This is a genomic window from Streptomyces sp. NPDC051636, assembly GCF_044453765.1.
Taxonomy (GTDB): domain Bacteria; phylum Actinomycetota; class Actinomycetes; order Streptomycetales; family Streptomycetaceae; genus Streptomyces.
This window is the reverse complement of the sequence record NZ_JBITDA010000005.1, coordinates 12958-24607: the sequence shown is the minus strand read 5'-3', so window position 1 is coordinate 24607 and position 11650 is coordinate 12958. Positions and strand designations below refer to the sequence as shown.

The window sequence follows — 11650 nt, the reverse complement described above, 5'->3', positions numbered from 1 at the left end:
TTCCGAGCCCTTCTGCTTGCCGTTTCGCCCGAGGCTCAGGACAGGGTCTTGTAGCCGCCCCAGCCCGTGGCGATCTGCGTGCGGGCGCTGAAGGAGCCCTTGCCGTCGCCGCTGTTGCGGTAGACGTTGCCGCTGCTGTCGCGGGAGACCAGGTCGGCCTTGCCGTCGTCGGTGATGTCGCCGACGCCGACGACCGCGTTGTACGAGGCACCCCAGCCGGAGAAGACCTGCACGCGGGCCGCGAACGTGCCGTCGCCCCTGCCGTTGTAGCGGTAGAGGGTGTTGGCGCCGTCCTGGGCGAGGAGATCGCCGATGCCGTCGCCGTTGAGGTCTCCGGCGCCCACGATCTTCTTGTAGCCCTTCCAGTTGTCGTACAGCTTCACGCGCGACGACAGCTTGCCGTCGCTGGTGCCCTTGTGGAGGTAGACGGTGCCGGTGGAGGCGGCGCGGGTGACCAGGTCCGGGCGGCCGTCGCCGGTGAGGTCACCGGGGGAGGTCAGCACGTCGTACTGGGTCCAGCCGCTGCTCGCGAGGGTGGTGTACGACGTCGACGGGGTGACGGCCTTGCCGCAGCCCGGCTTGTACAGGCGCAGGGCCCCGCTGCTCAGCCGGACGAGGACGTCGTTGCAGCGGTCGCCGTTCAGGTCGCCGAACGGGACCGCCTTGACGCTGGTGGCCCACCCGGTACCGGTGATCTTGTTGCTGAACTTCCCGGTGCCGGTGCCGAACTGGTAGGTCAGGCCGCCGGAGGAATTCAGGGTGAGCAGGTCGCCCCGGCCGTCCGGGCCGTCCACGCTGCCGAAGTCGTGGCGCACGGCCGAACCACGGCCCAGGAAGCCGTCACCGGAGGCCACGGTGACCGGGGTGGTCGTGCCGAGACCGGTCGCCTTCAGCGTCCAGGTGTACAGGCCGTTCGGGAACGGGGTGCCGTCCGCCGTCTTGCCGTTCCAGTCCACCGACACCCGGACCGGGGCCGCGCCGCCGGTGAAGGTCCGGGTGGCCTTGCCGGTGGCGCCGCTCTGCACCGAGGTGAAGGTCAGGGACCAGGAGCTGACCGGGCGGGACAGCAGCACGTGGGTCCAGTGGGCCGTCGAGCCCGGCTCCACATAGCTTTCGGCCTGCGTCTCGAAGGACGTCACCGCCGACGGGGTGACGCCGGTGGTGGCGATGTGCGTCCGCTCGTACAGGTCGGTCCAGGCGACCAGGCCCGTGTACTCGTCCACGGTCCACTTGAAGCGGCGGTCCATGGCGAGGCCGGTGTCGGACACGGAGGAGGCGATCACCCGGGTGGCGCCGGTGGCCGCTTCGGTCAGCACCAGGGTGTCGGCGCCGTGGTCGTGGCGGACGGTGAAGCCGTCGCCGAGCAGCACGTCACCGCCGGTCACCGGGCGGGACGTAGCCGCCTTGGTGTCGTACACGCCGGCCGAGCCGTCGCCGCACGCCCAGTACACCCAGCGGCCCGCCGCCTGCAGCTCGTCCGGCACACACCCGAGGCCCGGGACGGTGACGGTGGCCAGGGTGCGGTCCTGGACGAGGTCGTACGAGGTGAGCTTGCCGGCGGTGGTGGTGGCGCTCCACAGGGTCGAGCCGTTCAGCGCGGCAGCCCGCACCGACCGCTTCAGCTTCTCGCCCTGCCTGAAGTCGCCGACGTACTGCATCGGGGAGGAACCACCCGAGTTGTACACCGCGTAGTCGTCGGAGACGTCGACGATCGAGCCGCCCTCGGTCTGGTACTCCAGGTGGCGGTCGGAGCTCCCGTCCCTCATCGAGACCAGCCGGTCCGCGTGCTCCAGCCCGCTGCCGCCCTCGTTGACATCGGCGTAGGTGCCGAGGTAGACGTCCTCGGGATGGGCGCCGCTGTTGCCCCAGAGCGCCGAGCAGCCGGCGCCCGGGTACGGGCACACGGCGCTGACCGTGTCACCGGTCGTCGCCTCGGACGCGGTCAGCTCGGTGCCGCCGTTCGTGGTGAGGGTGCGGATCGAGGTGGTGTCCGAGGTGCTGCTCGGGTTGTCCTCGGCGACGCGCAGGCTGCCCCGGCTGAGCGCGAGGCCCGTCTTGGCGTTCTCCAGGGCCGGGACCTGCGCCACCTTCTCCACGCTCAGCGAGCCGTCCGCCCCCTGGCTGACCCGCTGCACCCACCAGTCGGTGGCGTCGGTGCCGCCGGTGACGAGGGCGCCGTGGCCGGAGGCGCGGACCGTGAACGCGCCGGCCTTGGCCAGCAGGGTGTGCGACGAGCCGTCCACGAGGGACACGGCGTTCAGATAGGTGCCGGTCCCGCTGCCGATGCCGCCGGACAGCGGCAGCAGCAGCCAGTCGCCGACGAGGACCGGGGCACCCTCCAGGACGCCGCCGGGCGACGGCAGGTCGATCACCTGCTCGGTGCCGCCCGGGTCCGTGCGCGGCTTCAGGTGCAGGTCGCCGGAGCCGGACTCGTACCAGCCGGTCCGGTCGTCGCTCTGCACGGTGACCGGGCGGGCGCCCACGGCGCTGAACGCCTTGGTGGCGACGGCCGTGTCGAGGTCGAGGTAGTACAGGTCCGTGCCCACCTGGAACAGCGCGCCGTGCGCGTCGGCGGCCTTGATCGCGCCCGAGTTGACCTGCAGCCAGGACGGTGTAATGGCACGGGAGCGCCATTCACCGTCCACGCGGTCGTGCAGCGCGCGCTCGGTGATCACGGTCTGCCCGGCCAGCCCCCGGTACGCCTGGTCGGAGGTGAAGGACGAGGCCGTCCGCGTCGCCGGGTCCCAGAGGGCCACGGACTCGGCCGACGGCAGCGCGACCAGGTCGCCGTCGGAGCCGTACCAGGCTTCCGGGCAGGTCGTGGAGCCCAGGCTCTCGCACGAGCCGGCGGGCGTGTAGGTGCCGGCCGCGGTGCCCACGACCACGGTGGTGCCGTCGGAGTAGTCCGTCCACAGCAGCCCGGAGACCCCGCTCTGCCGGTGCAGGAAGCCGCTCGCGCCGGCGACGAGCGGCCGGTCGGTGCGCGGCCGCGTGGAGGCGGGATCGGTCAGCGTGATCTCGGTGGTGCCGGCCGCAGGGTCGGCCGAGGCGCCGCTCTCCGGCAGGACGACGACGGATACGGCCGCCACGGCGACCGCGAACGAGGAGACGGCCGCGGCCAGGCCGCGCCGTCTCGGGGCGTGTATGCCCACTGGAATTCCCTCCCCGCGAGGGCCCCCGCCCTCGCCAAGTCAGCGGACTTTACCAGTCCTTTTACCCGCCTTGATGAAGCGGGTGGACCTCACTCGTCGGCGCCGGGATCGGGCTCCTCGTCCGGGGAGGCGCCGTCCTCCAGCAACCGTTCGGCGATGTCGTCGGACCAGTGCTGTGCCCAGGCGCGCAGCGCGCTGATCTGCGGTTCGTCGAGCCCATACCGCAGGAACTCCTGGTCGGCGTAGAAGTCCGTGCCGGTGAGCCGGGACTGCAGGGTGGGGAGGTCGAAGGGGTCGTGGGCGTGCCGGCGGCCCAGTTCCTCAAGGCGGGGGAGGGAGAAGCGGTCCGCGGCGGCCCGCGCATCGATCAGGTCGACGGCCGCTCCCCGGTCGTACAGGGCGCGGATCTTCGTACCGACCGCGTCCTCCAGGGACAGGGCGGGGCCGTAATCGGTGAGCTGCGGCGGCTGCCAGAACGCCTCCTTGTGCAGCGCGAGGGCGCACGGCTCACCGGTCGGGGGGTCCGTGACCGTCAACTGCGCGGTGAGCGCGGTACCGACCCCCGCCCGCACCTGCCGCCCCCGCGCCTCCAGCGCCGAGCCGACGGCCTCCGCGATCCGCTCCATCGCCTCGGAACTCTCGGTGGCGAAGTCGACGTTGGCGTGCGGACGCTGCAGCAGACCGTGCGCCTGGAGGGCGTACCCGCCGGCGAGGACGAGGACGTACGGGCTACCGACGGACACGACATCCGTGAGGAGCCGCCGGTGGGATTCGGAAAGGTTCACGACACCCGTACTCTGCCAGAACGGGACCGGGGTGTACGGATGCCCCGCCCCGGTTCACTCAGGCCGATGCCGCCTCGGCTCCCGGATCCTGGGCGAAGAGGTCTCCCGGGCGCTCGACGGTACGGGCCCTGCCGAGCCGGTCATGCCGAGGGCGGTAGGGGTGGGGCTTGGTGCGGTTTCTTTCCCTCTCGTGGTCCTTGGGGGAGACCGCCGACGGCACCGGAGCACACCCGGTCGGGTTCCGGTGCGTGTGCTGTTTCCGCTGGTCGCGCGCACTGTAGGTCGAGTTCCGCCCATACGGTCTTGCGGGGGACCGGTCCGAGCTTCACGCCCCAGCGGTCGGCAAGGGCATCGACGAGGAGGAGGCCGCGTCCGGACTCGGCGTCGGGGGTGGGTGGACGGCGGCGCGGGAGGTCGTCACCTCGGGTGTCCGTGACCTCGATGCGGAGGATCGCGCTGCGGGCCAGGAGCGCGAGGCGGAAGTCGCGTCCCGGGAGGCGGCCGTGGGTCGCGGCGTTCGCGGCGAGTTCGGCGACGAGGTGTTCGGCGGCCTCGGTGACGCGGTGGGGCAGATCCCGGGTGCGCATCCAGTCCGTGGCGAGAAGCCGGGCGAGGCGGGCACCTCGTGGCGTGGGGGACAGCAGGACGCTGAAGTGGTCGGCGGGTGAGAGGAGTTGGGTGGACTTTTCCTGGTTCACATCACTGAGCGTGGCGGTGCGTGCTTACCGTGAACAGTGACAGCGCTGATACGTACGGTGACTGTCCGGGGCTTGTCGGCTGTTGTCCGGGCTGTCGGAAAGGGACCTGCGGGTAGGGGCGTTGCGGCACGGCGGTACGACGGAGGGGTGCGGTATGTCGGTCGATGGAGAGGTGCGGCGGCTCAAGAGCGAGGCTGATGAGCCGGGGTGGGAGGTGGATCCGGACGACGAGTGGGGTGTGGCCGTCCTCGCCACGGTGGGACGGCAGTTGAGGCTGCGGCGGGAGGCGGTGGCGATGCGGGCCGCCGACTTCGCGGTGGCGGTCGGGTACGGGGAGGACCTCGTCTACAAGGTCGAGGGCGGGAAGCGGATTCCCCGGCAGGAGTACCTGGACAGGGCCGACGAGGTGCTGGACGCGGGCGGACTCATCGCGGCGGCTTGGGAGGACGTGAAGAAGGTCCGGTATCCGAAGAAGGTTCGGGAGCTGGGCAAGTTGGAGGCCAAGGCGGTCGAGATCGCTCTGTACGAGTGCCACATCATTCCTGGGCTGTTGCAGACGTCGGAGCACGCACGGTCTGTGATCGGGGCAGCGCAGCCGCCGTACTCTCCGGACGATGTGGAACGCATGGTGGCCGCTCGTCTGGCCCGGCAGTCGGTCTTCGAACGTTCGCCCGCGCCAGCGCTCAGCTTCGTCCTGGAAGAGGGGGTCCTGCGGCGCCCCATCGGGGGCACAATGGTGTGGCGTCAGCAGCTTGAACGTCTGCTGGGGGTGGGGCGGTTGCACAACGTCGTGCTTCAGGTGATGCCGATGAACTGCGACACCCACTCTGGCCTGGACGGTCGGATCGAGTTGCTGAAGTTTCCGGACGGTACGGCCGTGGGGCGCTCGGATGGCGCGTTCAACGGTCGGCCGATCTCCGAACTCAAACACCTGCGCATTCTTGAGCTCCGGTATGGCACCATCCGGGCTCAGGCGCTCTCGCCAGGGGAGTCGCTGGCCTTCATCGAGCAACTGCTGGGAGAAACATGATCCGCGAGACCACTGCCGGGGACGCCTCCGAGCTGGCGTGGTTCAAGAGCAGCTACAGCGGCGGAAACGACGGCAACTCCTGCGTCGAGCTTGCCGTCACCCCCGGCACCGTGCATGTCCGCGACTCCAAGAACGTTGAGGGCCCCCGGCTGATGCTCACGCCCGGCGCCTGGGCGGACTTCGTGACGTACGCGGCAGGATCCCCTTCCCGGAAGTCGTGAGAGTCCAGGTGCGGAGTGGGCGGTGACACCCCGCTTGGACGGATCTGCCCGGACCGCTCGGGCCCCACGGTGACGAGGCCCGGAAACAAGTCGTTTCCGGGCCTCTGCGTGCAAGGGGACGTGCCCTACGCGCTCGGCTTCTCCTCCAGGCGCGGGAAGAGCACCGCGCCCTTGGTGACCGTGGAGCCCGCCGGCAGCTTGCCCCACTCGCCGGCCTCCTGGACCCGCTGGTCGGCCAGGGCGCCGAGGGAGGCCTCCGCGCCGAGGGAGTCCCACAGCTTCTGGGAGGTCTCCGGCATGACCGGGTTGAGGAGCACGGCTACCGCGCGGAGGGCTTCCGCCGCCGTGTAGAGGATCGTCGCCAGGCGGGCCTTGCCCTCGGGCGAGTCGTCCTTGGCGACCTTCCACGGCTCCTGCTCGGTGAGGTAGCCGTTGACCTGCTTGACGAAGTCGAAGACGGCCAGGATGCCGCCCTGGAAGTCCAGCTCGTCGCCGATCTTCCGGTCGGCCTCCGCGACGGCCTTGGCGAGGCCGTCGTGGACCGCTTTCTCCGCCTCGCCGACGGCCGTGGCCTCGGGGAGCGCGCCGCCGAAGTACTTGCCGACCATGGCCGCCACGCGGGAGGCGAGGTTGCCGTAGTCGTTCGCGAGCTCGCTCGTGTACCGGGCGGAGAAGTCCTCCCAGGAGAACGAGCCGTCCTGGCCGAAGGCGATCGCGCGCAGGAAGTACCAGCGGTAGGCGTCCACGCCGAAGTGCGAGGTCAGGTCCTGCGGCTTGATGCCGGTCAGGTTGGACTTCGACATCTTCTCGCCGCCGACCATCAGCCAGCCGTTGGCGGCGATCTTGCCGGGCAGCGGGAGGCCCTGGGCCATCAGCATGGCCGGCCAGATCACCGCGTGGAAGCGGAGGATGTCCTTGCCGACCAGGTGGACGTCGGCCGGGAAGGTTTCCTCGAACTTCTCCTGGTTCTCGTTGTAGCCGACCGCCGTGGCGTAGTTCAGCAGGGCGTCGACCCACACGTAGATCACGTGCTTCTCGTCCCAGGGGATCGGGATTCCCCAGGCGAACGTCGAGCGGGAGATGGAGAGGTCCTGCAGGCCCTGGCGGACGAAGTTCACGACCTCGTTGCGCGCGGACTCGGGCTGGATGAAGTCCGGGTTGGCCTCGTAGTGGGCGAGGAGCTTCTCGCCGTACTCGCTCAGCTTGAAGAAGTAGTTCTCCTCGCTGAGGATCTCCACGGGCTTCTTGTGGATGGGGCAGAGCTTCTGGCCCGCGTACTCGCCCTCGCCGTCGAGCAGCTCGCCCGGGAGCTTGTACTCCTCGCAGCCGACGCAGTACGGGCCCTCGTAGCCGCCCTTGTAGATCTCGCCCTTGTCGTACAGGTCCTGCACGAACTCCTGGACGCGGTCGGTGTGCCGCTTCTGCGTGGTGCGGATGAAGTCGTCGTTCGCGATCTCCAGGTGCTCCCACAGGGGCTTCCAGGCCTCGGTGACGAGCTTGTCGGCCCAGGCCTGCGGGGTGACCCCGTTCGCCTCGGCCGTGCGCATGATCTTCTGACCGTGCTCGTCCGTGCCGGTGAGGTACCACACCTTCTCGCCGCGCTGACGGTGCCAGCGGGTGAGCACGTCGCCTGCGACGGTCGTATAGGCGTGGCCCAGGTGAGGAGCGTCGTTGACGTAATAAATGGGGGTGGAGACGTAGTACGCCTTTCCACCCTGCTTCTCGGATCCAGTGGCCGCCATAAGTCGAAATCCTACTGGGCCCGTGAAGATCGACTCACATGCGTTTCGCGGGGTGGACGGGTATGCCCCCGTCCACCCCCGGCGCCTCCTACGGGCGCCAGTCCGCCAGTACGCCCTCGTAGAGCTCGGTGTCCGTGAGCTCGCGGGGAGTCGGGCCCGCGTGGAAGAAGGACGTGTTGTCGGTCTTCAGTTTGCGGAGGTAGTCGAAGGCCTTGTTGTCGTGCTCGCCGAACGCGACGAAGGAGAAGAAGACGGAGGGGCGGTTCTTCGCGGCGGCGGTGAGGGACTGGGTGGCGGGGGTCTTCGCGTCCGGGGCGCCGTCCGTCTGGAAGATCACCAGGGCGGGGGCGTCCTCGGCCGTCCTCGTCCTCTCGTGGTGGGCGAGTACGGCTTCCACGGCGGCGTGGTAGCTCGTACGGCCCATGCGGCCGAGGGTGGCGTGAACCTCGTCGATCTTGTTCTCGTGATCGGTGAGGGTGAGGTCGGTGGTGCCGTCCACTTCCGTGGAGAAGAAGACGACGTGGACCGTGGCCTCGGGGTCGAGGTGGGCGGCGAGGGCGAGGGTCTGTTCGGCGAGCGCCTGCGCGGAGCCGTCCTTGTAGTACGGGCGCATGCTCGCGGAGCGGTCCAGCACGAGGTAGAGCTTCGCTCGGGTGCCGGTGAGGTCGGTCTTCCTGAGGGCGGTTGCCGCGGCCTTGTAGGCCGTGGTGAGGCCGGGGGCGTGGGTCTTCACGCGGGTGAGGGGGGTGGCGGGCTTGCCGGGTCCCTGCGGGGCCTCGGCTCCGGCCTCGGCTTCGCCTTCGGCCTTCTGGTTCCTGCCCGCACCACCCGTGCGGCTTTCGTTGTCGGGTGCGGGTGGTCCCTGTGGGGCGTCCTCGCCGTCGGCGGCTGCCGGCTCGTCCGCCGCCTGGGCGGCGATCGGCTGCGGCTCCGGCTCGGCCTCGGCGGCCGGCGCGGGCTCCGTCGCGGCCCCGGGCTCGGCGGGCGGCGCGGGCTTCGCCTCGGCGGCCGGCTCGGGCTCGGGGGCGGTCTCCGCCGTCGGCTCCGATACGGGCTCGGCCTCCGGCTCCGCAGCGGCGTCGGCCTGTGAGGTCGGCTCCGCCTCGGCCACCGGCTCGGGCTCCGCCGCCTGGGCGGCCAGCGGCTGGGGTTCCGGTTCGGCGCTCGGCTCCGGCTCCGTCGCGGCCTCGGCCTCGGCCACCGGCTCGGGCTCAGGAGCGGCCTCGGCCTCGGCCACGGGCTTCACCTCGCCCGCGCCCTCGGCCACGGACTCGGCCTCCACCTGGACCTCGGCCTCCACCCGGACCTCGGCCACCGGCTTCACCCCGGCCTCGGCCACCGGCTTCAGCTCGATCTGCACCTCGGCCACCGGCTCAGGCTCGGTCGAGGGCTCCGCCTCCGCTTCGGCCCCCCGCTCCCCGTCCGCAGGCTGCGCCGGGCGGGGCACCGCCACGTTGTCGAAGGCTGCTGAGACCAAGTCGTGTTCCCGGTCCTGCTCCTCCGGGGAGGACGGGCGGGGTTCCGGGACCTGGGCCGTGGGCGTGGCCGTGGGCTGGGGTTCCGGGGACGGGGACGGGAGCGTCGACTCGGGCGCGGGCGTGTGGTCCGCACCCTCTGCTTCGGCGGTACGCCCCTTGCGTGACCGGCCGAACGCGTTCCGCAGGAGAGTGAGAATGCCCATGTGCGCAACCCTTCGCTGAGTTGATGCCCGTCAATCCCTGGCCAGGACGGACACGTAAGGTTAGCGGCCCCGGATGGCGATCTTGGGGAGGGTCAGTGCGGTGAGGTGATGGACCGGGCCGCCGCCACCTCCTGGCGCAGGGGTCGAGGACGCTGCCGGACGGTCCCGTGAGGCCGGTGCGGACCGCGATCAGGGACCCGGCATGGCGGACGCCGTCCGACAACTCCTTCAGCCGCAGTGTGACTTGGGCGATCCCGGCCGGGGGCGGCGGAGCCGCGCCGTGGCGGACGCGGACGCGGGCCGCCGTGGTCGGGTCGACGGGGACCGCGATGTTGACCGCATGGGGTAGGCGTCGGCGGTGTCGCCGATGACTCCGGACAGGGCACCCACGGAGGCGGGCGCGCCGTAGGCGGTGCGTCCGGTGGCGAGTCCGACGGCCAGGGTGCCGCCCTCGCGACGCGGCGCGGGCCACGGCGGGACGGTTGGCGGGGGCCTGCTGGGCCCGGAGGTTCCGCACCAGCCAGTGTCGCCCACTACGCCGGGGCCGCACGGCCCGCCAGGGGTCATTCCCGCTGGTGGAGAGTGAGGTCGGTGAGGAGCGCCCGGTGGTCGGTGCCGGTGAGCCGCAGGAAGCGGGCGCTGTTCGCGGAGAAGTCGGGGGAGAGCAGCACGTGGTCGATCTGGGCGCCGAGGATCCGGGCGGTACGGGCGGGCCAGCTGGGTGTGCGGTCGTGTCCGGCGAGGCGGGCCGCGTCGCGCAGGCCGGTGTCGAGGAGGTGGCGGAAGGCGGCGTGGTCCTGGGAGGCGTTGAAGTCGCCGGCCAGGACGGTGGGGGTGTGCCGGTCGGCGGCGGCGAAGGCGCGCAGCCGGCCAAGCTCGCGGCGCCACGGGCCCAGCTGACCGGGGAGCGGCGGCATGGGGTGGGCGAGCTGGAGCCGTACGGGGTGGCCGCGTACGTCGGCGACGGCGCCGGGCATGCCCATGGTGCCGGTGACGCCGTCGGTGGCGCGGAGCGGGTAGCGGCTGAGGATGAGGGAGCCCTCGGAGCCGCCCGCGACGACCGCCCGGCGGTAAGGGTAGGCGTCACCGAACTTCTGCCTGAGCGTGGCCTGGCAGGTGTAGTCGCACTCCTCCACGAACACCACGGCGGGATCGAAGCGGCGGATGGCGGGGACGAGGGAGCCGGTTCCGCGCCCGAACTCGACGTTCGAGGTCAGCACCCGGAAGGAGGCCAGTGGTCGCCCGTCGGGTTCGCCGGCCTTGCCGTACGGCTCGATGAACCAGGCCAGCAGCCCGAGGAGGGCGACGCCCCACACCAGGCCGGGCCACCACCGGGCGAGGAGCGAGCAGAGCAGGGCCGCGCCCGTGGGGAGCAGCAGCCACGGCAGGAAGGCGAGCAGCTGGGTCACCGGCGTGATGCCGTCGGTGTCGGCGACCCGGCAGCCGACGACCACGCTCACCGCCGCGCACAGCAGTCCGGCACACCAGGCGCCGGGTCCGCGTCCGCGCTGGTTCGTCACCTGCCCGAGGGTACGAGTCCGCCGTCCACCCGCGCCAGGAACTCCACCAGCACCCTGTTGAACTCCTCCGGCCGTTCCAGGTTGGGCATGTGCGCCGCCTTCTCGATCACGCGCAGGGTGGAGTCGGGGAGGGCGGCGTGCATCGCCTCGGCGTCGGAGACCGGGGTGAAGGTGTCGTCGGCGCCGACGACCACGAGCGCGGGCACGGCGACCCGGGTCAGCAGGTCGCGGTAGTCGGGGCGTTCGGCCCGGCCGCGCAGGGCGGCGGCGGCGCCTTCGGGCGGGGTGTCCGTCATCATGCGGTGGACGTGGGACTTGACCTCGGGCGCGGCGTACGGGGCGACCATCTGCTCCAGGACCTCGTCGGCGTACCCGGACATGCCCTCCCGCAGCAGCCGGTCGGCCATGGCGGCCCGGGCCCGCTTCCCCTCGGGTGTCTCCGCCGCCGGGAAGGTGTCGGCGAGGACCAGGCCCCGTACGCGGCCGGGGAACTGCCGGTAGCAGTCCATGACGATCTGCCCGCCCATGGACAGCCCGGCGAGCACGAAGGACTCCACCTTCAGCTCGTCCAGCAGCTCGGCGATGTCCCGCGCGAACCGGGGGAGCGGGGTGATGCCGGGGACGACGGGGGACGCGCCGTAGCCGCGCAGGTCGGGGGCGATCACCCGGCGGGTGGCGCAGAGGGCCTCGAGCTGGGGGGTCCACATCGTGTGGTCGAAGGGGTGGCCGTGGACGAGGACGAGGGGGACCCCGTGCGGTACTTCGGGGCCTTTGTCTGCGTATGCGAGGTAGGGGGCCATACAGGTGACCCTAGGGTGATC

At 71.4% G+C, this 11650-nt stretch carries 9 protein-coding genes; 2 read left to right on the top strand and 7 right to left on the bottom strand.

All coding sequences use genetic code 11. The features are described from left to right. Positions 1 to 35: 35 nt before the first annotated feature. The 3 genes from ACIBBH_RS11655 to ACIBBH_RS11645 all read right to left on the bottom strand — a co-directional run bounded on the left by ACIBBH_RS11655 (position 36) and on the right by ACIBBH_RS11645 (position 4635). Positions 36 to 3152 carry an FG-GAP-like repeat-containing protein gene (locus tag ACIBBH_RS11655; RefSeq protein WP_399404065.1) on the bottom strand — a complete coding sequence of 1039 codons (3117 nt, stop codon included), beginning with the start codon at positions 3150 to 3152 and terminating at the stop codon, positions 36 to 38. An 89-nt stretch (positions 3153 to 3241) separates the two neighbouring features. Continuing rightward, positions 3242 to 3937, bottom strand: coding sequence for a nucleotidyl transferase AbiEii/AbiGii toxin family protein (locus ACIBBH_RS11650; protein WP_399404064.1), 696 nt, complete (start codon positions 3935 to 3937; stop codon positions 3242 to 3244). Between the two features lie 140 nt (positions 3938 to 4077). Then, complete coding sequence (locus ACIBBH_RS11645; RefSeq protein ID WP_399404063.1) at positions 4078 to 4635, bottom strand: ATP-binding protein; 558 nt, start codon at positions 4633 to 4635, stop codon at positions 4078 to 4080. Positions 4636 to 4789: 154 nt separating this feature from the next. Here ACIBBH_RS11645 and ACIBBH_RS11640 point away from each other — a divergent pair, with 154 nt between their 5' ends. Then, positions 4790 to 5665, top strand: coding sequence for a helix-turn-helix domain-containing protein (locus ACIBBH_RS11640; protein WP_399404062.1), 876 nt, complete (start codon positions 4790 to 4792; stop codon positions 5663 to 5665). Then, on the top strand, positions 5662 to 5886 hold the full coding sequence (locus ACIBBH_RS11635; RefSeq protein ID WP_399404061.1) for a DUF397 domain-containing protein: 225 nt from the start codon (positions 5662 to 5664) through the stop codon (positions 5884 to 5886). Before ACIBBH_RS11640 ends, ACIBBH_RS11635 begins: the two co-directional genes overlap by 4 nt. A 125-nt stretch (positions 5887 to 6011) precedes the next feature. Here ACIBBH_RS11635 and metG read toward each other — a convergent pair whose 3' ends face one another. The 4 genes from metG to ACIBBH_RS11615 all read right to left on the bottom strand — a co-directional run bounded on the left by metG (position 6012) and on the right by ACIBBH_RS11615 (position 11629). Beyond that, positions 6012 to 7628, bottom strand: a complete 1617-nt coding sequence (gene metG / locus ACIBBH_RS11630; RefSeq protein ID WP_399404060.1) for a methionine--tRNA ligase — start codon at positions 7626 to 7628, stop codon at positions 6012 to 6014. Positions 7629 to 7716: 88 nt separating this feature from the next. Next, positions 7717 to 9309 (bottom strand): VWA domain-containing protein, encoded by a 1593-nt coding sequence (locus ACIBBH_RS11625; protein WP_399404059.1) that lies wholly within the window; start codon positions 9307 to 9309, stop codon positions 7717 to 7719. A gap of 563 nt (positions 9310 to 9872) precedes the next feature. After that, positions 9873 to 10829 (bottom strand): endonuclease/exonuclease/phosphatase family protein, encoded by a 957-nt coding sequence (locus ACIBBH_RS11620; protein ID WP_399404058.1) that lies wholly within the window; start codon positions 10827 to 10829, stop codon positions 9873 to 9875. Beyond that, a complete protein-coding gene (locus ACIBBH_RS11615) occupies positions 10826 to 11629 on the bottom strand; it encodes an alpha/beta fold hydrolase (RefSeq protein ID WP_399404057.1) in 804 nt (267 codons plus the stop codon). The genes ACIBBH_RS11620 and ACIBBH_RS11615 overlap by 4 nt, the downstream gene beginning before the upstream one ends. Between the last annotated feature and the right edge of the window lie 21 nt (positions 11630 to 11650).